This window comes from Sorangium sp. So ce124, from assembly GCF_051525235.1.
GTDB classification, from domain to species: domain Bacteria; phylum Myxococcota_A; class Polyangia; order Polyangiales; family Polyangiaceae; genus Sorangium; species Sorangium atrum.
In genome coordinates, this window is sequence record NZ_CP150312.1 from 8456674 (window position 1) to 8477633 (window position 20960).

Below are 20960 nucleotides of genomic sequence, written 5' to 3' on the forward strand. Positions count from 1 at the left end.
GCCCTCCATGGCTTCCACGCATCGACCTCGGGCCAGCCGGCTCCCGTTCGCCTCGCTGCCCCTCGCGGCGGCGTACGTGCCTGCCGCCGTCGCCATCGCCTTTGCCGCGTGCGGCCCCGAGTTCACGGCGCGCCCGCCCGACGCGTCGACGAGCTCGAGCACAGGCGGCGGGAGCGGCGGGAGCGGCGGGAGCGGCGGCGGGTGTCCTGGAGGCGGCATGATCTGCGGCGACGCATGCGTCGACCCGATGACGGACGCGCAGCACTGCGGCACGTGCGACGTCGCCTGCCCGACCTTCGGCGGCGAGCCGACCTGCCTGGACGGGGTCTGCCAGTCGCCGGCGTGCGAGGAGAACCGCGGCAACTGCGACAAGGACCCCGAGAACGCCTGCGAGGTGGATCTCCTCACGAGCACCGCGCACTGCGGCAGGTGCGACAAGCCCTGCGGCGGCCAGTGCGTGCGGGGCGCCTGCGTCGCGCCCACGCACATCGCGGCCGGCACGGATTACACGTGCGCGGTGCTCAGCGACGGCTCGGTCTGGTGCTGGGGCAGGAACACCTGGGGCAACCTCGGCGACGGGACGCTGCAGCAGGATCGACCGCTCCCCAGGCCGGTCGCGGGCCTCAGCGGCGCCACCAGGGTCGCGGCGAGCATCTCGTCGGGGCGCGCGCACACGTGCGCGGTGCTCAGCGACGGCTCGGTCTGGTGCTGGGGCGCGGGCAACAGCGGACAGCTCGGCGACGGCGAGGCGACGAACTCCCCCTCCCCCGTGCGCGCCAAGGAGCTCGCGGGCGCGACCCAGGTCGCCGTCGGTGGGACCCATACGTGCGCGGTGACGACATCGCACGAGCTCTATTGCTGGGGCGAGGGCAGCTCCGGCCAGCTGGGCTATGGCGACGAGGTCGATCGGGTCGAGCCCACCGTGATGCTGGACGGCGTGGACTCGGTGAGCGCCGGCCTCTCGCACACCTGCGCGGGCATGATGGAGCGGATGGGCGAGCGCACGATGAACTGCTGGGGCCACAACGAGAGCGGCCAGCTCGGCATCGGCAACTTCAACCAGCAGAACACCCCGCAGCCCGTCGCGGGCCTCACCAGCGTCGCGCTCACGGCCGCGGGCGCCTTGCACACGTGCGCCGCGCCGGCGCGCGGCGTGGCCTCCTGCTGGGGCAAGGGAGAGCAGTACCGCCTCGGGACTGGCGTCGTGAACCCTGAGGCGATTCCCCGGAAGATCTCGGACCTCGTGGACGTGACCCGGATCTCGCTCGGCGCGAGGCACTCCGGCGCGGTCCTGGCGGGCGGCGAGGTGCTCATGTGGGGCGACAACGCGAAGGGGCAGCTCGGCACCGGCACGCAGGATCCGGGGCTCCTTCCGGAGCCGATCGGGCTGACCGACGTGGTCGAGCTGGCCCTCGGCGATGACCACAGCTGCGCGCTCAAGCGCACGGGCGAGATGCTCTGCTGGGGTGACAACAGGAACGGCGAGCTGGGCGACGGGACCGTCGAGCCCCGGCTCGTGCCGACGCGCGTCGTCTGGCCGACGCCGCCGTAACGCGACGCCTCGACCGCGGGGACCGCCGACGCACGCGCGGTGAGCCGACTGGGCATCGCCCGACGCGCCTCAATGGCCTTCGAGGACATCCGGCAGCATTCACCGCTACCCGACCAGGACGCGATCTCCGCCTGTTGCACACATCTGCCGCCAGGGACACCACGTAACATGACGTGGCAGACGTGGCAGACGTGGCAGACGTGGCAGACGTGACCGACGTGACGCGCGCCGTGCAGCAAGGGCGCAAGCGCGCAACCACGCGGACACACATGCGAAAACAGACGTGGGCGACGCGGGCGACGCGCGCGATGCGAGCGCCGGTCAGCTGGTCAGCTGGTCAGCCGCCACCCTGATATTTCATGAACCGGATAATTTCGACTCGACAGCCAATCAACTCAACCGCATATACTCCAGCTATCATGACCGCGTCGTCAGCCTGACGAAGCCAGGCAGTTTGCACTTTGGCTTCTCGACGCGGCCTATTTCGACAACCCCGGTCCGGCAACCATGGACCCCTGGAGGGCATATGTCGCATTCCGCCACGTCAAAATCATCGCACTCCAACGGAAAATGGTTGGCCTGCGGCGCGCTGGTGCTCCTCTCCGCCGTGTCGCCGCTGATCCCGGGTCCGGCGCTGGCGCAGGGGGGATGCTACGGCGAGATCAAGACGTTCGCGACGGTTCCTGCGGCTCCGGGGTTCCCCGAAGGGATCGCGGTCCATGGGAATCGGGTCTACGTCTCCGGCCCAGCGACGTTCGGCACCGCAGGTCAAGGCCCGTCCAAGATCGCTGTATTCGACAGGGACAGCAAAGTCCAGAAGAATACGATCGTGGTGGCGGGCGAGGCGCTCGGCGCCGAGCATGCCCTGAGCTGCATCGCCGTCGACGACGACGGCCGCGTCTACGCGCTCAGCACGCAGCTCGGCCTTCTGCGCTTCACGAAGACTGGACACGGATATGTCCAGGAGAGCTACGGCGATCCGCTGCCGGATCTACCGGCTTGTGTGATGGCCGCGCCGGGACAGGCGTGCTCGCCGACGCCCTTCCCGACGCCGCCGCTACCGAACGATATCGCCTTCGACGAGGAGGGTTACGCGTATGTGACCGACTCGCTGCAGGCGACGATCTTCCGCTACGCGCCCGGCGGCGGCGCGCCGGAGATCTGGTTCCAGAGCACGGCCCTCGTCGGCAGCGGCGACCTGCCGATCGGCGTGAACGGGATCCGGCTCGATCCGGAGCGGGAGCACGTCTATTTCTCTGTGACGTTCTCCCCGACGGATACGAGCCTGGGATCCATCTACCGGCTCCCCCTCGTCGACGCCCCCGAAGAGGCCGATCTGGAGCTGGTCCACGACTACGATGCTGGCGAGGCGCCCGACGGGTTCGCGTTCGGCAAGTCGGGGAGGCTCTATGTCGCGCTCGCGGCGGCCAACGCGATCTCGGTGCTCGACGAGCACGGGGTCGAAAAGTCGCGCATCGAGAGCGCACCAGGCGAGGAGATTCCCCTCGACGCCCCCGCCAACGTGGCCTTCAACGACCCGGCGCAGATGCTGCTCATCGTGAATCACGCGAGCTTCACAAGGAACCCCGAGCACTTCGGGGTGCTGAGGGTCTGGGTCGGCGACAAGGCCGATCCGCTCGAGAAGCCGTCGCTTCCTTGAGACGAGACCAGGGCTCCGGACGCCGCCCTCGCCTCAGGTGAGGCCCCCGCGCCGGCGCACGATCCAGTGCGCGCCGAGCGCAGCGGCCGCCGCCAGCGTCCAGGCCCAGGGGGGCAGGAGCGGCGCGACGTGGCGCTCGGCCGCCACCTGGGTCGCCGCAGGCAGCGCCAGCGAGCCGGCGCCCGACGGGAGCACCGACGCGCCGCCCGTCGCGCGGGCGATCGCCTCCAGGCGGGCGACGTCGGGGCGGGGATCGGCCCACTCGTCGCCGCCGCGCTCGCACGCGAAGTCGCGCCGCGTCGTCGCCCGCTTCTGGTCGCCTCCGTCGCCAGCGGCGCCTTCAGGGACGATCTCCACCGTGGCCGAATACCCCCCGGGATCGAGGCGACCGGCGGCGAGCTCGACCGGCTCGCCGCCCTCGCCGATCGGCGCGGTCAACGTCTTCACGACCGCGCCGCTGCCGAGGCGCGCGATGGTCACCCTGGCCTCGCCGCGCTGCCCGGCGAGGGGGCGCAGCACGAGCGCCGTCTCCTCGCCCGCGAGGCAACCGCCGCGCGGCTCGATCGCGGCAGGCTCGAAGCGCGGATCGCGCATGAGCCAGCCGAGCAGGGCGTCCCAGAACGCGCCGTGCGCGCGGCCCGCGGAGCTCGAGGCGAACGCGCTGAAGAGCAGGCGGTGGCTGCCGTCGAGCGTCAGCGCGATCGTCCGGCCGCTCTCGTGCTCGCCCAGCGAGAGCACCGGCATCGGCGCGCCCGACGCTGTCGTGCGGGTCGGGTGCGTCATCAGCACCGTCGCCCCGGGGAGCGGATCGCCGACGACGTTGGTCCCCGGCATCTCCGGCATCTCGTCGCCGATCAGCGCGAGCAGCGGCGCGAGCACCGGCGCCGCGCGGCCCGCGGCGGTGATGCGCGGCACGAAGGCGCCGAGATCCACCTTGGGCGCGCGGCCGATGTCGAGATCCACCGGCAGGACGCGGGCGAGCCGCGTGCGCGCATAGTTGCCCGACACGAAGGCGTTCGGGCCGCCCACCATGATGAGCCCGCCGCCCTTGTCGACATACTGGGCCAGCGCCGGGAGGTGCTTGGTCAGGCCGTACGGCGCGGCGTCGAAATCCTGCAGGACGACCGCATCGAAGCTCGAGAGGTGGACGCTGAAGAGCTCGTCGACGGGGAACGGGATCAGCGCGAGCTCGTCCGAGGACGCGTTCACCTCGTCGCCGGGCGTGCGCAGGATGAAGAAGGCCACGACGTCGACAGAGGCGTCGGCCTTGAGCCACATCCGGAGCGCGCGCACGTCGTACGTCGGCCGGCCCGCCACGTGGAGCACCCGGATGCGGTCGCGCGCGACGTCGAGCGTGACGTACCGGACGTCGTTCTCGGGGAGCTCGTCGCCGTCCGGCGCCTTGATCGACACCTCCAGGATGCGGGTGCCGGCGCGGTCGAGCGTCACGCCGAGCTCGACCGTGCCGACGCCGCCCTCGACGTGCGCCGTGCCCGTGGCGAGCGTCGTGGGCGCGCCCTGCTCGCGCAGCTCGCGGGCCACGACGGGCACCGCGTCGCACGCGAGGCCGCCGCTGCAGCCGATGTCGATGCGGAGCGAGAGCGGCTGGTGGGCGACCGCGGCGCCGGAGGTGCGGACCGCGCGGACGCCAGCGTCGCGCACGGACTCGGTCGCCACCGCGACCGTGTGCACCGGGACGTCGAGCCCCTCCAGCGCGGCCCGCGTCGCTGCGGCGGTGTCGTCCGGGCCCGGGCGATCGAGCCGGCCATCGGAGACGACGACGAACGCCGACGGCCGCTCGTCGGCGGCGCGGGCGAGCGCCTCGAGCGCGGCGCTGAGGTCCGAGCGGCGCTGCGGCCGGCCTCGCGCGGCCGACGCGGACGCAGCGGACGCAGGGGCCGGCGCCCCCGCGCCCGCGTCCCTGTCGGGGGTCGCAGCGGCGCCAGCGCTCCCGCCCGGCGCCGGCGCGGCGCTGCCGCCCTCGCCTGCCTGCCCGTCGGCCGGCAGCGGCGCGCCTTCGCCGAACACGTAGCGGGAGAGCCGGACGTCGGCGCGCTTCCCGAGCTCCTCGAGCGCCCGATCTGCGCTGTCGCGGCGCGTCCCCGCGACGCCCGGCAGGTCCATGGATCGGGAGCCGTCGACCAGCACCACGACCTTGGGGCCGACGAGGCTCCCGCGCGAAGTGACCGCGACAGGACGGAGGATGGCGGCGAGCAGGCCGAGCACGGCGAGCGCGCCCGTGAGCGCCGTGCCGAGCGCCGCGCGCGCGGGCGGGGCGCCCACCGCCCCGGCGGCGCGTCCGCGCGCGCGGACGAGCTCGAGCACGAGCAGGCCGAAGCTCAGGGCGGCGACGACGCAGGCGACGGCGACGACCGGCGACGAGAGGTCGCCCGAGGGCGCGAAGCTCCGGGTCACGGCCGCTCCGGGAGCGAGGGGAGCCCAAGAAGCATGCGAGGAGAGGGAGGCCCGCTCGCCGCGCCGGCGTGGGAGACCGAACGCGCGGGCTGCGAGTCGAGGGCGCGTGACACGCGCGGAGCCTAGTACATCGGAGCGGGGTGTCCCAGCCCGGCGCCGTCACTGCGACCTCTCGGGCGACCTCGAACGACCCGCGAGCCACCTTGAAACGCCGGGCACGCCGCGCGTAGGCTCGAAGCCTTGTGACGATGCGCGAAGAGCTGGACGAGGCAGGGCGGCTCAGGGCAGAGAATGCAGATCTACGCGCGCGCGTGGAGGCGCTGGAGAAGGCGCTGGCGGAGCGCTCCAACGGTCACGCGCAGAACGGAGCCGCGCCGGCAGGCGCGGAGGCCCTCGATGCGCTCGAGGGGCTGCCCACGGCGGTGCCGGCGGTGATCCACTGGCGCCTGGACGGCGCAGTGACGTACTGGAACGACAGCGCCGAGCGCCTCTTCGGCTGGAGCGCGAGCGAGGCCGTCGGGCGCCCGCTGGCCGACCTCGTGGGCGCGGTCCCCGTGTCCGCCGCCGCGGCGCAAGCGTTCAACTTCGCCAGGGAGGAGAGCCGCTTCGCCGCGACCGCGAGCCAGTGCAGGACGAAGGGAGGTCACGCGCTCAGCTGCCGATGGACCTACGCCGTGCTGCGCGACGGCCGAGGCGACGCGCAGGAGCTCGCGGCGCTCGTCGATGACACCAGCGACCGGGAGCGGAGGGAGAAGACGGTGCAGGGGCGGTACCAGCTGCTCCTGCAGCTCGTGGACAACGCGCGGAGCTCCATCTTCGTCAAGGACACCGCAGGGCGCTACGTCCTCGCCAACCGTCTGCATGCGCAAATGATGAATAGGCACGTCCTCGAGCTCATCGGCCGAGATGAGTTCGAGCTGGCCGCCGTGGACCCCGCGGCCAGCGCGATGATCGTGGCGAAGGAGCGCGAGGTGATGACCGGCGGGCAGGTCATGCAGTTCGAGGAGGTGGTGCCGATAGGCGGCGCTCAACACCACTTCTTCACGGTCAAATTCCCGATCCACGACGAGCGCGGCGCGCCGATCGGCATGGGCGGCATCGTGACCGAGATCACGTCGCTGAAGCGCGCGGAGGCGGAGCGGGCCGCGCTGCAGGAGGAGATCATCTTCGCGCAGCAGGCCGCGCTCCGGGAGCTGTCCACGCCGCTCATCCCGCTCGCCGACCGGGTGGTCGCGATGCCGCTCGTCGGGACGATCGACAGCGGGCGCGCGGAGCAGATCATGGAGACGTTGCTCTCCGGCATCAGCAGCCAGGGCGCCCACACGGCGATCCTGGACATCACCGGCGTGCGCGCCGTCGACACGCATGTCGCGGACGCGCTGACGCGCACCGCGCGCGCCGCCCAGCTGCTCGGCACCCGCGTTGTGCTCACCGGCGTCCGCCCGGAGGTGGCGCAGACGCTGGTCACGCTCGGCGTGGATCTCTCCGGGATCACCACGCTGAGCACGCTGCAGAGCGGCATCGCGCACGCCCTCCGCCACGCCAGACGGTAGCTGAGCGCGCCCGGATACCGGAGCTCCTGGCCGCTCAGCCCTCCTGCGTGAGGTACCGGAGGAGCGCTTCCTCATCGCTCGTGATCAGCCGCTCGATGCCGTCATCCCTCGCGAGGCGCTGGATCTGGAGCGCGCCGATGACGCTCTGCACGAGCACGCCGACCCTCCGGAAGCCCCGAAGCCAGTGCGGCCGGCAGCGCTTCATCGTCGCCTCGAACGACGGGTCGTTCCTGCCGGGGACGGCGCGGACATCGATGAAGAGGGCGTGGTGGGAGCGGCCCAGCCTGTCGAGGACGCGGATGAGCTCTCCCATCACGGCCTCGATCTCCTCCAGCGAGGCGAACGGCCTGGAGCTGCGGACGGTCCAGACGACGCGCAGGGACGCGTCGAACAGCACGGTGAAGTGGTCGTCCTGCCAGACCAGCTTCGGAGCAGGGGCGAGGCGACCCGACGTCATCGCGCCTCACGGCCGCGAAGGCGCGGAGCGGGGTCGGTTGTCGTCGATGGCGCGGCGGCGCATCAGGAACGGCGCGTGCACCTGATCGTCCTTGTAGTTCGAGCAGAGCACGTACATCGCGATGTTCACGGCCAGGCGGAACGCGCGCTCCCGCTGCGCCTCGCCCCCGGGCGTGACCTCGACGCTCGGCCCCCCGCCCTCCGAGCGCGCCAGGGCGCCGGCGAGGTCGTGGTCGGAGAAGATCACCTGCGGCATGCCGCCGCGCACGATCGCGGAGAGCTTCGGCGGGCCCTCGACCCGGCCGACGGCGCGCGGGAGGAGATAGAAGGAGCGGAAGACGACGTTCTCCGTGCCGATCGGGATGGGAGAGCCCTCCGGCAGGACGCGGGCGAGCTCGCGCCGCGCGGCGCGGCCGAACGCGCCGCTCCCCGGGGCGAAGTCGTCGACGAGGAGCACGCCGCCGAGCGCCAGGAAGCGGCGCAGGCCGAAGACCTCGCGCTCGGTGAGCGGCGGGAGATCGCCCTCGCCGCCCCAGAACGCGAACGGCTCGGCGAGCAGCGCCGGGTCGTCGGCGCGGACCGTGGTCGGGTTGCGGCGCGCCGGCGCGCTCGTCCGCCGCTCCAGCTCGAACGACCAGCGCGCGGGGGCGGTGGCGCGCACCCCCTCCCATCGCGCGTCGCCCGTCAGCAGCGGCCGCGGGTTCCACGCCCCCTCCTCGCCGAAGGCGCGCACGGGGCGCGGCACCGCGAGGAGGAGCAGCGCGGAGACCAGCACCAGCGCCAAGACCGCGAGGCGCCGCGGTCGCGCCGTGACGAGGCGCAGCGGCCGGGCCGAGGCGGCTGGGCGCGAGGGCGGCAGCGCCACCTCACCGCCCCGGCCGCGCGGCCGGCGAGCGCCGAGCCGGCCGAGCCATCGCCTCAATCGAAGTCCTCGACCCGCCATACGCCCGCCTCGCGCCGGAGCTTCACCTCGTGCCCACCCGGGATCTGCACCGTCGCGGAGTCGCCGGCAATCCGGACCTCGAGCCCCTCTGGCTGAGCGAGCCCCTCGACGAGCGAGCGGAGGTCGCTCTCGATGGCGGCGCGCGTGGCCGGCGTGAGGACGCGCAGCAGGCCGGCGTAGCTGCGGCGCGCGAGGACGCGGCGGAGCTGCTCGAGGGCTTGCTCGGGGGTGCGGCCGCCCGCAGGCAGCGCGTCGGCGGCCGAGATCCGGAAGGCGCGCTCGCGCTCGTCGAGCTCGAGGGTCGCGATCTCGCCGTCCGGGTAGCGGACGCGGGCGCGGGTCTTGACCACGACCCCCGGCGCCGTGACGCTCCGCGCCTGCTCCGCGAGCTCGGCGCGCGCCTCGGCGACGCGCCGCCGCACCTCGTCGCGCGACATCGCGGTGCGGCTCTTGTCGCTCAGCATGCCGTAGATGGCGTCGGCGTCGCCGCGCGCCGCGGCGTCGGCGTAGACCTGCACCGCCTCCTTGGGGTCGGGGAGCGAGGACGACGCGCAGGCGAGGCCGGACAGCGGCAAGAGCGACAGGAGCGACAGGAGCGGCAGCGGCAGCCGCGGCGATCGGGGCAATCGCGGCAAGAGAAGCGCGAGCAGCGGGGTGAGGGCGCGCGGCACAGGGCGAGCCTAGTACATCGGCGGCGGCGCGTCCCAGCGCCATGGACGAGCGCGGCGGCCGCCGTGAGGGGCCCGGCCGTGGTAAGCCGGCTCCTTCCGCGCCTCGCCTTCCCGCTCCACGACCCGAACGAAGCCGCCGCCGCATGACCGACGTTGTTGGAAAGCTCTGGGGGTTCTGCCACACGCTGCGCCACGACGGCATCGACCACGGGGACTACATCGAGCAGATCACCTACCTGCTCTTCCTGAAGATGGCCGCCGAGAGAGGCATCGATCTCTCGCGCGTCGAGCACAGGACGCCCCGCGGCGAGGTCGATGCGGCGGACTGCTCCTGGCCCGCGCTGCGCGCGCGCAGCGGGCAAGCGCTGCTCGACCGCTACGCCGACGTCCTCCGATCCCTCGACGGAGCCCCGGGCGTCCTCGGGGAGATCTACGCGGGCTCACAGCCGCGCTTCAAGAGCCCCGCGAGCCTCGGGAAGCTCGTCGACCTCATCGACGAGATCGAGTGGACGCGCCTCGGCGTGGACATCCAGGCCGCGGCGTACGAGGGCCTGCTCGAGAAGGCCGCCGCCGAGGGCAAGAAGGGCGCGGGGCAGTACTTCACGCCCCGCGCCCTGATCCAGTCGATCGTGCGGTGCATCAGGCCCGATCCGCAGGGGAAGCCGGGCTTCTCCCTCTGCGACCCGGCGTGCGGCACCGGGGGCTTCCTTGTCGCCGCCTGGGAGTGGATCGAGGCCGAGGCGCGGGGAGCGCTCGACCGGGAGGCGGCGCGCCGGATCAAGGCCGGGGCGTTCTTCGGCCAGGAGCTCGTCGCGCGCCCCCGCCGGCTCGCCTTGATGAACCTGTACCTCCACGGGATCGAGCCGAGGATCGCGCTCGGCGACTCGATCGACGCCACCCCGCCGGACGAGCGGTTCGACGTGATCCTGACGAACCCGCCGTTCGGCACGAAGGGGGCGCACGAGACGCCGCGCCGCGAGGATTTCGCGATCGCGACCGCGAACAAGCAGCTCAACTTCATCCAGCACGTGCTGACGATCCTGAGGCCCGGCGGCCGGGCGGCGATGGTCCTGCCGGATCATTGCCTGTTCGCCGACCAGGCAGGCGCGGTGCTCGAGATCGTCGCCGGGGGCTGCGACCTGCACACGGTGCTGCGCCTGCCGCACGGGACCTTCACGCCGTACAGCGCCGGGGTGAAGGCCAACGTCGTCTTCTTCACGAAGGGCCGCGCGACGGAGAGGGTCTGGATCTACGACGCCAGGACGGGCGTCCCGTCGATCACCAAGAAGGGCCGGCCGCTATCTCCGGCGCACTTCGCGGAGTTCGAGCGGTGCTACGGCGGCGACCCCGACGGGCGCGGGGCGCGCGAGGCGGCGAGCTCCAGCGAGGGTCGGTTCCGCAGCTTCGAGCTCCGCGAGGTGAAGGAGCGAGAGTTCAAGCTCGACGGGCTGAGGTGGCTCAGGGAGGAGTCGCTCGACGAGGCCGGCGAGCCGCCCGAGCCGGAGGAGCTGGCGACCGACGCCCTCCAGGAGCTGGCGGAGGCGGTCGCCGCGCTGAACCGCGTGCTCGCGCTGCTCGAGGGCGGAGCGAAGGCGGCGGAGGCGTGAGCGGGCCGCTGCCCGAGGGGTGGGCCGAGACGACGCTCGCCTCGATCTGCTCGCACCGGAGCGGGAGCTCGAAGCTCATCAAGGGGAAGCTCCACGCCGAGCAGCGGCCAGGGCGCTACCAGGGGTTCAGCGCCGCCGGCCCCGACGTGTGGTGCGACGGCTGGGCGCACGAGGGCGATGCGATCGTCGTCTCCGCCGTGGGGACGCGGTGCGGGAAGGCGTTCAAGGCGCGCGGGCGGTGGTCGGCGATCGCCAACACCCACGTGGTCTGGCCGGATGAGCGGGCCATCGACGTCGATTACCTGTTCCTCCACCTCAACGACGAGGGATTCTGGGCGAAGGGCGGCTCCGCGCAGCCGTTCGTCAAGGTGCGCGAGACGTTCGAGCGGCCCTTCTCTCTGCCTCCCCTCCCCGAGCAGCGCCGCATCGTCGCGAAGGCCGAGGCCCTGCTCGGCGAGGTGGACGCGGCGAAGGCCCGGCTTGCGAGGTCGTCGCTGCTCCTCCGGCGGCTCCGGCAGGCCGTGCTGGCGGCGGCGTGCTCGGGGAGGCTCACCGAGGACCTGCGCGCGCCGGGCGCCGCTGGGCCGGCCGAGGGACCGGCGGAGCCCCTGCCGCGCTGCTCGACGTCGGCGCCGGCCGCGCCCGGGGCGAGCAGCGACGGTCCCGGGCGTCCCCTGCCGCCGTCCTGGGTCCTCTGCCCGTTCGGCTCCCTGGTGGACAACCACGATGGCCGACGCGTCCCGGTGAGCTCCGCGGTTCGAGAGAGGCGCCGGGGGCCCTATCCGTATTACGGCGCGTCGGGGGTCATCGACTCGATCGATGGCTACCTGTTCGACGGCGATTACCTGCTGATCGCCGAGGACGGCGCGAACCTCCTGTCGAGGAACACCCGGGTGGCGTTCGCTGCCAGCGGGAGGTTCTGGGTGAACAACCATGCTCATGTGGTCCAGCCGAAGGCCGGCGTGGTCCTCGGGTACCTCGAGCTGCTCCTGAACTCGCTCGACCTGCAGCACCACGTGACCGGCTCGGCGCAGCCGAAGCTCACGCAGGCGGCGCTCAACGGCATCCCCGTGCCGGTGCCGCCGGCGGAGGAGCAGGCGGAGATCGTCCGCCGCGCACAGGCGCTCTTCGCGCTCGCCAGCGAGGTCGAGGAGCGCGTGGCCCGAGCCGCGGCCCGGGCCGACAGGCTACCGCACACGATCCTCGCCAGGGCGTTCTCCGGAGAGCTCGTCCCCACCGAGGCGGCGCTGGCTCGCGCGGAGGGGCGGGGCTACGAGCCGGCGGAGGCGCTGCTGCGCCGCGTCCGGGAAGATGGGGTGAGCGGCTAGCGCTCGGTTTGATCGACATCGAACTTCATCGATCCTCTCGCTTCCTCGGCCCCCGCACGCGTCCACCACCGTCCCTCCACGGTAGCTCCTCCCGCTTCTGGAATCGCCGCGGGCCGCCTTCCGTTATCCTCAGCACGCCTCATCGGATCACCTTCGCCCACGGCTCCACGCCGTCATCGCGGATCCGATCCGATGAAGCGCATGATCCCGAGGAGGTGCTCATGAAGGTGCGGATTGTCGTGAGTTACGTCCCCCGCTATCGCCGGGGCCACCGCTTCCACTTCGTCCCGCCCGTCACCGGGATTCACCTCGCGGCGATCACCCCGCCTGAGCACGAGGTCGAGCTCTTCCACGAGCAGGTGCGCCCCGTCCCCGTCGACGCCTCGCCGGACGTTGTCGCGCTCTCGTTCTTCTCCGGCTTCGCGCGCCGCGCCTACGCGCTCGCCGATCGCTACCGCGCCCTCGGCGTGCGCGTCGTCGCCGGCGGGCCGCATGTCTCGTACTGGATCGAGGAGGCGCTCGAGCACGTAGACGTGGTGGTCACCGGGGAGGCCGAGGCGGTCTGGCCCTCCGTCCTGCGCGATCTCGCGCGAGGCACGCAGCGCCGCGTCTATCACGGCGAGCCGACCTCGCTCGCCGGGCTGCCGACCCCTCGCTACGATCTGCTCGAAGAGCGCTTCCTCGTACCCCGCGTGCTCCAGGCGACGCGCGGGTGCCCGTTCACCTGCAGCTTCTGCACGGTGCCGGACCTCAACCCAGGCTTCCGCGTGCGCCCCGTCGACGAGGTGATCCGCGACATCGCCACCACGCATTTCCCCCGCTTCTGGCAGGAGAAGGTCGCGTGGTTCTGGGACGACAACCTGCTCGTCCAGCGCCGCTGGGCCAAGGAGCTCCTGCGCGAGCTCGCCGGGCTCGATCGCTGGTGGCTCACGCAGGCATCCATCGATATCGTCAAGGACCGGGAGCTCCTCGACGCGATGGAGCGGTCCGGCTGTATCGGCATCTTCCTCGGCATCGAGAGCCTCGACGAGGCCGATCTCAAGAGCGTCGACAAGCGCCAGAACCGCGCGCGCGAGTACCGCGAGGCCATCCGCAAGCTGCACGATCGCGGGATCTGCGTGATGGCAGGCTTCATCTCGGGCTTCGACGATCAGACGCCGGAGGTCATCGCCTCCACGGCCGATCGGCTGAACGAGATCGGCGTCGACGTCCCGTTCCTGAGCATCCTCACGCCGTTCCGGGGCACGCCGCTGTACGACGAGCACCGGCGAGACGGGCGCATCCTGGAAGAGCGCGACTGGCCTCATTACAGCGGCTATGGGGTCGCCTTCCGGCCGGCGCGCATGTCCCCCGAGCAGCTCCTGGCCGCCCACCGCCAGATGTGGAATCGCGCCTTCGCCCCGGGGGCTGTGCTCGAGCGCCTCGCGCGCGGCGCGCGGTCGCTGAGCCGAGGCGCCATGATGCTGTCGGCGGCGATGAACGGCTTTTACGGCCTGAAGCAGATCACCGGCAACGAGCCGGCCGCGCCGCCGCTCGAGCCGAAAGGGACGATCCGGCACCCCGCGCCCGGGGACGCCCCGGCCCGGCTCTCGCGCCTCGGCCTGAAGCGGGCGGAGGCCGCCGTCCTTCGCCCGGAAGGGTTGCACGACCAGGGATCTCACGAAGAGCCAGATCTGCGGCGGTCATCCCTGCTGGCGTCCATCAACAAGCGATCGCTGCGATTGCAACAGACTTGAAGAGCACCCGTGTCGCGCGTGGTTCGAACCACGGCGCCATGTCGAACCAGCCATACGGTCACTTGACGCCGATGGCGCAAGGGGGTGATGCTCCGCCGCCATGGCGGGCTGGAAGCGGGTGAACGCGTCCCTGGCGATGGCGCTGATCGGGCTTGCGGCTGCCGCGGCGGGCGCGTGCACCGCGCTGGCGGGGCTGGACGAAAGCTACCATCTGGTGGGCGGGAGCGGAGGCGGCGGCGCCTCGGGCGGCAGCTCGGCGGGAGGCGAGGCCGGCGGCGGCTGGGCAGGAGGCGAGGCCAGTGCCTCTGGCGGCAGCTCGACGGGAGGCGAGGCCGGCGGCGGCGATGTCGGCGCCGGCGGAGCCGGTGGCAGCGTCGAGTGCGCGACCTGCTCGTTGCCCCCTTACGACACCGACGATCCGGCCGACCTGTGCGAGGCGTCGGCCGAGATTTACGAGGGGCTCATGGACTGTCTCTGCGCTGCCTGCGGCCTGGTGGAGGAGTTGCCCTGCTATGGCGCGTGCGGCGCCGGCGAGGCGCGGAGCGCCGAGTGCAACGACTGCCTCGTCTCCGTGGCCGCCGAGGTGGAGGGCGAGTGCGAGCCGGAGGTCGCGGCGTGCGAGTTCGACACGGGCGAGTGAGCTCGGCCCCCGGGTATCAGCGCTCGCTCAGCAGGGCGTGAACATCTCGGCGCCGAGATAGGTGTTCGTGAACTGGCTGTTGACCGGATTGCCCAGGTAATCGTAGCACTGCACGTTGACCTGGGTGTCCGAGCCGACGCCGGTCCAGTACGAGACCTTGCAGTACTGGTTGCCATAGCCGTACGCCGTGACCATCGCGGTCGAGTTGTACGACAGCATGTTCGGGTACTGGACGAAATGCGACCCGACGGGCGCGTTGTGCCCCGCGCTGATGCCCGGGCCGAAGTAGCAAGGATGCAGCGTGTTGTACAGACGCGCGTAGCTCGCGGGCGGGGTGTACGACGACGACACCGGGTCGCTCGCCCACGCGAAGCCGCCCACGCGGCCGGTGCTCGGCAGGCCGAGGTGATAGCTGAGGCTGAACAGGCTGTCGGCCGACGCGCCCGCCGCGCCCCAGCAGCCCACGTCGATGACGGTGTCGGCGCCGCTCTGGTTCCAGCCAGAGACGTTGCAGTACTCCATACCGCCGCCGTACGCGGTGACATGCACGGTGCTGCCGGTGGCGGACATGCCCGGGACGCGGACGGTGTACCGGCCGGTGTTCACGCGGGTGATGGTGCTGTACTGGCTGCCGCTCGTGTACTGGTACGTCGTCGAGGGCGTGTACGGCGCGTTGAGCGAGGCAGACGCCTGGTCGTTCCACAGGTACGCGCCGCCATAGCTGTTGTTCTCGCGCGAATAGAGCGCGACGAAATACGTGTTCACCGGGGCGCCGCCCACGGTGTGGCAGCGGACGTTCACGCGGAGCGTGGTAGCGAGGGCGCCGGTGCCCCACGACGCCACCTTGCAGCGGTCGCTGCCGCTGCCGTAGCTCGCGACCTGCACGTTGCCGCCGGCGCCGGCGAGGTTCGGAAAATCGACGTAGTAGACCCCCGTGCTCGTGTTGGTGATCGTGTTGGTGCCGCCGGCCGAGTTGTACGAATACCAGGCGTTGGCGTTGATGGTGCCCACGCTGGTCAGGGTCGACCATACCCATCCGAAGCCCTGCGTGGACGAGCTGGAGAGCATGGCCTCCTCGGCGCTGCCGGTGTCCTCTTCGGAGAGCGCCGCGGCCTCGGGATCCTGCGTATCCGCGACGCAGCCGACCGCGACCGTGGCGGCGAGCGAGGCGAAGGACGACACGAGTACAGCGAAGATGCCATTCTTGAGCATCGACATGGGGAGACCTCTCGGGGTGAAATAGGGACTGGGGTGCGCGCCCTCTCTCGCGGTGCGCAGCTTCGTGGCGACGCGGGGCTCATTGCAGCGCGCGGGCCAGACGCCGGACGCGCGAGTTGCTGCGGTTTTCCGGGGGTTCTCGCGTGGAGGGCGGGGCCGACGGTGGTATTGGCGTCACACGCGGCGGCGGGACTGTCGCCTGGCAGAGGACAAGGGCGGCGCCGCCCCGCAGCCCATCACGACCATCGCACCGCCCGGCGCAGCGGCGCGCGTGATCTCGCGAAGACCCCGGCTCAGCCTGCGGGAGGCCCCGCGCCTCCGCCCCTGGCCGCCCATACGCCTGAGCTTATCACCTCATGGCTTGTGGCGCGCCGACCGCGCGGGCATGAAGCCCGCTCATGCCCCTCCGAGAGCTCCTTCCCATCGTCCTCCTCGGCGCAGGAGTCGCGCTCGGGGCAGGGAGCGCGGCCTGCGCCGCGCGACAAGGCTCGACCGGCGCGACCTCGTCGAGCGCCGCCGCGCAGCCGGCGCTGCCGAGCGCAGCGACGAGCGCCTCCGCGGCGGCGCCGGCGCAACCGGCGGCGAGCGACCCGGCCGCGCCCGGGGGAGCTGCGCCCGAGCCGCCGCCCCCGTCGGCCGAGCAGATCGCGCGCCTCCCGCCGGGCGCCGCGATCTACGCCTCGCTTCGCAACAGCGCCCTCGACGTTGCCGTCCAGTACGTGCCCCAGATCGCCGAGGTCCTGATCGAGGCGAACCGCGCGCTCGGCAGCCAGGATCCGCCGGACGTGACGCTCGCGAAGGCCGGCGTCGATCCGCGCAGGCCGATCCTGGGCGCCGTGGTGCCGGCGTCCGAGAAGCGCGCGCGCGCGGTCGTCGACGCCATGGCCAAGGGGGCCTCGGGCAAGGCGCTCGAGAAGGTCGTCCGCGGGCACGCGGCGGACGCGACGCGGGTGCGGCTCCTCGTTCCGCTCGTGAGCGGGGCGGACCCGCGGCGCGCCCTGGCGACCGTGGTCGACGTCCTCACGGGCGGCGCCCCGCTGGACGCGTGCCCGGGCGCAGCGCGCTGCGCCGGCTTCGGCGCCCGGGCGCCGCTCGGCGTGGCGCAGGGCGGGATCGCCGCCGTCGCGGTCTACGCGGACGGCGCCGACCTCCGGCTCGACGTCGTCATGCCGCTCTTCGGATCCGGCGGCGATCCCGCCGCCCTGAAGGAGCTCGTCGCGTTCAGCGAAGAGGTCGGGGGCCCGGAGGGCCGGTGCTCCAGGTTCGACGCGAGCCCCGTGGTGTCTGTGTGCCTCGATCCCGACCGGATGGGCGAGCTGGGCGCGACGGACGGCTACGGCAAGATCACGAGGGCGCTCTCCGGAGGCCACGTCGATCCGAGGGTGATCCCGGGCATCGCCGCCCAGGGCTTCGCCGAGGCCCGGCAGAACCTCTGGCTCGCCGCGCCGGCGCGCAGGCTCGCCAGCGACGGCACCCTCGGGGTCACCGTGCAGGGCAAGCGGGGCCGCTTCGTCGCGTCGTGGGCCCTGACGGACGCCTCGCGCGCCGGCGTCGAGAGGGCGTTCGCCGCCGAGCGATGCGCCGTCGGCGACGCGGCGGTCACGGAGCTCTTGCCGGCGCTCCGCGCGGCGGTCGGCGATCCGGGGAAGGGCTTCGACGACCCGAAGAAGGTCGTCACCGCGTTCGAGGAGGCAGGCTGGTCTGCCTATCTGATCGCCGCCGCCGGCACATGGCCAAACCTGCTCGGCGTGATCGCGGGCGTGCTGGAGCAGGGCCCCGGGACCGACCCCGACTACCATGTGTGCGCCCGATACGATGACGGGCGGCTCGTCCTCGTGTCCGAGATCCGGAGATGACAGCGCGCCTCTCGCCGGGCGCCCAGGCCGCGCCGGCGCGATGGTACAAGAGGAGTACGCACCCGCCATGAGCACCGCCCTCCCCGCCTCCTTCACCGATCTCCCGCTCCTGCGCGGCCGCAATCCCCTCGCCCGCCGCATCGAGACCCGGCATGGCTTCCCCATCCTCCCCGGCCGCTTCCCGGTCGTGGGCCACCTGCCGGCGATGGCCGTCGACGAGCTCGACCTGCTCCGCGAGGGCCAGCGCCGCTTCGGCTCCCTCTTCTTCTGGGCCCCTGGCGTCGATGCATGGCAGCTCATCTACGCGTCGAACGAGGCCTTCTCGCTCTTCAAGAGCAAGGCCGTCGACTCCTCGTACCTGACCGAGCGCGGCGTCGGTCACATCTTCGGTCAGACGCTGATGGCCCACGACGGCGCCTCGCACCGCCGCCTCCGCACCGCGATGAACGGGCCCTTCTCGCCGAAGGGCCTCGACGCCGCGGAGGTCGGCGCGATCGTCGCGACCAGCGTCGAGCGCAAGGTCCGCTCGTGGCTCGGCCGGCGTGAGGTCCCGCTGCTGCGCGAGACCCGCGAGCTGGCCCTGGAGGTGATGTTCAAGATCACCGGCGTCGAGGACGACGAGCTCCCCGAGTGGCGCCACCATTACGAGGATCTGATGCTCGTGGTGTTCAGCCTGCCCGACGTGCCGGGCTCGCCGCGGCGCCGCGGCCTCCGCGCCCGCGCCTGGCTCGACGAGCGCATCCGCCGGATCCTCGCCGGCGTGCGCGCCCGCGGCGACGCGAAGGGCCTCCTGCCCGCGCTGCTGGAGGCCCGCGACGAGAACGGCGAGCCGCTCTCGGAGGAGGATCTGGTGGGCAACCTCCGCCTGCTCCTCCTCGCCGGCCACGAGACCTCGGCCTCGGTCATGGCCTGGTGCGTCGCCCACCTCGCCGAGAGCCCCGCGGTCTGGCGCGCGCTCCGCGACGAGGCGTCGAGCGCGCCGGATCTCCCGCGCTCGCCCGCGGATCTCCGCCGCTTCCCCTACGCCGAGGCCGTGTTCCGCGAGGCGCTCCGCCTCCACCCGCCGGTGGCGCACGACGCCCGCCGCGCCGTCGCCGATTTCGAGATCGAGGGCCGCGCCGTCCCCGCAGGGACCCACGTGGCGATCCCGCTGGTCCTGCTCTCGCGCGATCCCGAGCTCTACCCGGATCCGGACAGCTACCGCCCCGAGCGCTGGCTCGGCCGCAAGGAGGCGCTCTCGCCGCTCGAGATCGCCCAGTTCGGCGGCGGCGCGCACTTCTGCCTCGGCTATCACCTCGCCTGGATGGAAATCGTCCAGTTCCTCGTCGCGCTCGGGCGGAACCTCCCGGCCTCGGGCCCGAGGCTCCAGAACGGATTCCCCGCCTCGCGCTACCTCCCGGTGCTCCGCCCCGCGGGGGGCACGCGCGTCCGATTCGATGGCTGAGGGCACGAGGGGAAGACTTAGACCAAGTAGAATCGCCGGGCTTCGCGCGCAGGTGTCGTCGCAGAGGGAAGCTCTTCGGGCGACGATCATGGCCACGGCGCGTGGCGCGCCTCTCAATCGGCTCCGGCGAGCAATCGCTCGATCTCGCGCATCGTCTCGACGTCATCGCCGACCATCGCCTTCATCGACCGGATCCTGCGGCACACGATCTCGGCGATCTTGTCTTCAACGGTATCGTCGGCATACGCCCAGTAGACCTGCGCAAAGCGTCCATCGCGGTGACAGCGGCCCTCGATCTGCGCCATCTGGATCGCCGACCACCGCAGATCGTGGATCACCTCCGAGCGCGGCACCTCGTTGTGCTCGCCCTGGTGGAGCGAGATCCCCTCTTCCACGGTGAAGAGCACCACGCGCGGCTCGCCGCGCTGGAAGCGGAGGCGCTCTGCCTCCTTCTCGCCGGCCGGCAGCGCGCCGTGGATCAGCGCGCACGGGACGCGCTCCCGGGCCAGCGCGGCCTCCACGGCCTCGAGCGTCTCCATGAAGGCGATGGAAACCGCGACCTGATGCCCGTTGTCGAGCAGCTCACGCACCAGCTCCACGGTGCCGGCCACGCGGAGGAGCGAGCTCTTCTGTCGCAGGCGCAGCGTCGCGGCGAGCGCTGACCTCGGGTTCGCGCCCTTTGGCAGGAGGTCCATCTCCCGGCGGAACGCGGTCCACGCCTGCGCGTAGAGCTCGCGCGCGGAGGCGTCGAGCTCGAGCGGGGTGAGGATGCGGTTGATCTCGGGCCAGCCGGCCACGTCCTCCGGGCGACGCCGCATCCCGACCGCGGGACGGCCGTCGAACAGGAGGGCACGCACCTTCTCGCAGTCCGCCGGATCGCCGCGCCAGTCCCACTTGCCGAACGCGCCGCGCGCAACCCCGAGCCCCTGGCCTTCGCACCACTGCTCGAAGTCCTTCAGATCCGCGGAGCGGCTCCCGGTCGCGCTCGCCAGGAGCGGCGCGAGATACGACAGCTCCAGCGGGTTCTGCCCGGCGGTGGCCGAGAGCCACAGCACGAACCGTGCGCGTGCGTTGAGCTTGACCGCGAGCTTGGAGCGCGCCGCCGCCGGGTTCTTGCAGCGGTGGCTCTCGTCCCAGATCACCACGTCGAACTCCGCGGCGCTGCCGGCGCGCGCAAGGCCCTTCTTCGATCGGATCCTTCGCCGGGCCTCCGGGGTCACCTCGAAGAGCTTGCCCAGCCGATCATAGTTGATGATCACGATCTCTTTGCCTGCGTCGCCCATGGCCTGAACCGTGCGGCGCCAGTGCGCGACGACGGCGAGCGGGCAGACGATCAGCACCGTGGTGACGTCCGGCATTTCGAGGACCGCTGCCCAGGCGGTGATCGTCTTGCCGAGGCCGACGTCGTCGGCGAGGAGGAACCCGGCGCGCCTGGCGGCCTTCGCGGCGGCGATGGCCCGCACGCCGTCCAGCTGGTGCGGGCGGAGGACCATCGCCCCGGCGGGGGCGGCCGGCGCGGGCGCGGGGTCGTCGTTGAGCTCGTGCTCGACGCGTCGCTCCCACGAGTACGGCGCGGCGCGGAACGGCGCGAGGGCCGGCGGGAGCGTCTCTGCGCGAACGACGAACACGCCGTGCTCCGCGTCCCAGCGCGCGCCGCTCGCGGACGCGACCGCGCGCATCGCGAACGGGACGTCGAGCACATGGGCTCGCTCCGGCGCCGCACGCGGAGCGGGAGCCGGAGCAGCCGCTGTGGAAGCTCTACGCGGGGCCGACACCGTTCGCTTGGCACGCATCGTCGTCATGACGACCCTGATACCAGCGCGGACGCGCGCCCGCGCAGAAAGCAGCCATGATGTCGCGATCGGGCCGTACGACGCGCCG

Annotated in this window: 15 protein-coding genes; 9 read left to right on the plus strand and 6 right to left on the minus strand. The window is 72.4% G+C overall.

All coding sequences use genetic code 11. The features are described 5' to 3' along the window. Positions 1-7: 7 nt before the first annotated feature. Entirely contained in the window at positions 8-1552 is a 1545-nt protein-coding gene (locus WMF19_RS31470; RefSeq protein ID WP_437893765.1) for a hypothetical protein, read from the plus strand. Positions 1553-1835: 283 nt separating this feature from the next. Continuing rightward, positions 1836-3212 carry an SMP-30/gluconolactonase/LRE family protein gene (locus WMF19_RS31475; protein ID WP_437893766.1) on the plus strand — a complete coding sequence of 459 codons (1377 nt, stop codon included), beginning with the start codon at positions 1836-1838 and terminating at the stop codon, positions 3210-3212. A 33-nt stretch (positions 3213-3245) separates the two neighbouring features. Here WMF19_RS31475 and WMF19_RS31480 read toward each other — a convergent pair whose 3' ends face one another. Continuing rightward, on the minus strand, positions 3246-5627 hold the full coding sequence (locus WMF19_RS31480; RefSeq protein WP_437893767.1) for a glutamine amidotransferase: 2382 nt from the start codon (positions 5625-5627) through the stop codon (positions 3246-3248). A gap of 248 nt (positions 5628-5875) precedes the next feature. Between WMF19_RS31480 and WMF19_RS31485 the strand changes: the two genes are divergently transcribed. Next, a complete protein-coding gene (locus tag WMF19_RS31485; RefSeq protein WP_437893768.1) occupies positions 5876-7180 on the plus strand; it encodes a PAS domain-containing protein in 1305 nt (434 codons plus the stop codon). A gap of 34 nt (positions 7181-7214) precedes the next feature. On the opposite strand, the gene WMF19_RS31490 is transcribed toward WMF19_RS31485, so the two are convergent. The 3 genes from WMF19_RS31490 to WMF19_RS31500 are packed head-to-tail and all read right to left on the minus strand — an operon-like array spanning position 7215 to position 9250. Then, positions 7215-7637 carry a hypothetical protein gene (locus WMF19_RS31490; protein ID WP_437893769.1) on the minus strand — a complete coding sequence of 141 codons (423 nt, stop codon included), beginning with the start codon at positions 7635-7637 and terminating at the stop codon, positions 7215-7217. Between the two features lie 6 nt (positions 7638-7643). Beyond that, positions 7644-8558, minus strand: coding sequence for a DUF4159 domain-containing protein (locus WMF19_RS31495; protein WP_437893770.1), 915 nt, complete (start codon positions 8556-8558; stop codon positions 7644-7646). Next, positions 8555-9250: a hypothetical protein gene (locus WMF19_RS31500; protein ID WP_437893771.1), complete on the minus strand. Its 696-nt coding sequence runs from the start codon at positions 9248-9250 to the stop codon at positions 8555-8557. Before WMF19_RS31500 ends, WMF19_RS31495 begins: the two co-directional genes overlap by 4 nt. Before the next feature lie 143 nt (positions 9251-9393). On the opposite strand from WMF19_RS31500, the gene WMF19_RS31505 reads away from it, so the two are divergent. From WMF19_RS31505 to WMF19_RS31520, 4 genes are all read left to right on the plus strand, one after another. After that, complete coding sequence (locus WMF19_RS31505) at positions 9394-10857, plus strand: N-6 DNA methylase (RefSeq protein ID WP_437893772.1); 1464 nt, start codon at positions 9394-9396, stop codon at positions 10855-10857. After that, entirely contained in the window at positions 10854-12185 is a 1332-nt protein-coding gene (locus WMF19_RS31510) for a restriction endonuclease subunit S (RefSeq protein ID WP_437893773.1), read from the plus strand. The genes WMF19_RS31505 and WMF19_RS31510 overlap by 4 nt, the downstream gene beginning before the upstream one ends. A 221-nt stretch (positions 12186-12406) precedes the next feature. Beyond that, entirely contained in the window at positions 12407-13921 is a 1515-nt protein-coding gene (locus tag WMF19_RS31515; RefSeq protein ID WP_437893774.1) for a B12-binding domain-containing radical SAM protein, read from the plus strand. Positions 13922-14021: 100 nt separating this feature from the next. Further along, positions 14022-14561: a hypothetical protein gene (locus WMF19_RS31520; RefSeq protein ID WP_437893775.1), complete on the plus strand. Its 540-nt coding sequence runs from the start codon at positions 14022-14024 to the stop codon at positions 14559-14561. Between the two features lie 27 nt (positions 14562-14588). On the opposite strand, the gene WMF19_RS31525 is transcribed toward WMF19_RS31520, so the two are convergent. Next, positions 14589-15779, minus strand: coding sequence for a hypothetical protein (locus WMF19_RS31525; protein WP_437893776.1), 1191 nt, complete (start codon positions 15777-15779; stop codon positions 14589-14591). Between the two features lie 398 nt (positions 15780-16177). Between WMF19_RS31525 and WMF19_RS31530 the strand changes: the two genes are divergently transcribed. Next, the gene (locus tag WMF19_RS31530; RefSeq protein ID WP_437893777.1) at positions 16178-17635 is read left to right on the plus strand and encodes a hypothetical protein; all 1458 of its coding nucleotides are present in this window, start codon (positions 16178-16180) and stop codon (positions 17633-17635) included. Between the two features lie 67 nt (positions 17636-17702). Then, positions 17703-19079 carry a cytochrome P450 gene (locus WMF19_RS31535; protein WP_437893778.1) on the plus strand — a complete coding sequence of 459 codons (1377 nt, stop codon included), beginning with the start codon at positions 17703-17705 and terminating at the stop codon, positions 19077-19079. 113 nt (positions 19080-19192) lie between these two features. Here WMF19_RS31535 and WMF19_RS31540 read toward each other — a convergent pair whose 3' ends face one another. Further along, positions 19193-20779, minus strand: a complete 1587-nt coding sequence (locus WMF19_RS31540; RefSeq protein ID WP_437893779.1) for an SNF2-related protein — start codon at positions 20777-20779, stop codon at positions 19193-19195. Positions 20780-20960 lie beyond the last annotated feature (181 nt).

Coding starts and splice junctions, on each gene's coding strand:
- WMF19_RS31515 (WP_437893774.1), top strand. CDS start 12,407: ATGAAGGTGCGGATTGTCGTGAGTTACGTCCCCCGCTATCGCCGGGGC.
- WMF19_RS31470 (WP_437893765.1), top strand. CDS start 8: ATGGCTTCCACGCATCGACCTCGGGCCAGCCGGCTCCCGTTCGCCTCG.
- WMF19_RS31490 (WP_437893769.1), bottom strand. CDS start 7,637: ATGACGTCGGGTCGCCTCGCCCCTGCTCCGAAGCTGGTCTGGCAGGAC.
- WMF19_RS31505 (WP_437893772.1), top strand. CDS start 9,394: ATGACCGACGTTGTTGGAAAGCTCTGGGGGTTCTGCCACACGCTGCGC.
- WMF19_RS31520 (WP_437893775.1), top strand. CDS start 14,022: ATGGCGGGCTGGAAGCGGGTGAACGCGTCCCTGGCGATGGCGCTGATC.
- WMF19_RS31485 (WP_437893768.1), top strand. CDS start 5,876: ATGCGCGAAGAGCTGGACGAGGCAGGGCGGCTCAGGGCAGAGAATGCA.
- WMF19_RS31530 (WP_437893777.1), top strand. CDS start 16,178: ATGCCCCTCCGAGAGCTCCTTCCCATCGTCCTCCTCGGCGCAGGAGTC.
- WMF19_RS31525 (WP_437893776.1), bottom strand. CDS start 15,779: ATGTCGATGCTCAAGAATGGCATCTTCGCTGTACTCGTGTCGTCCTTC.
- WMF19_RS31535 (WP_437893778.1), top strand. CDS start 17,703: ATGAGCACCGCCCTCCCCGCCTCCTTCACCGATCTCCCGCTCCTGCGC.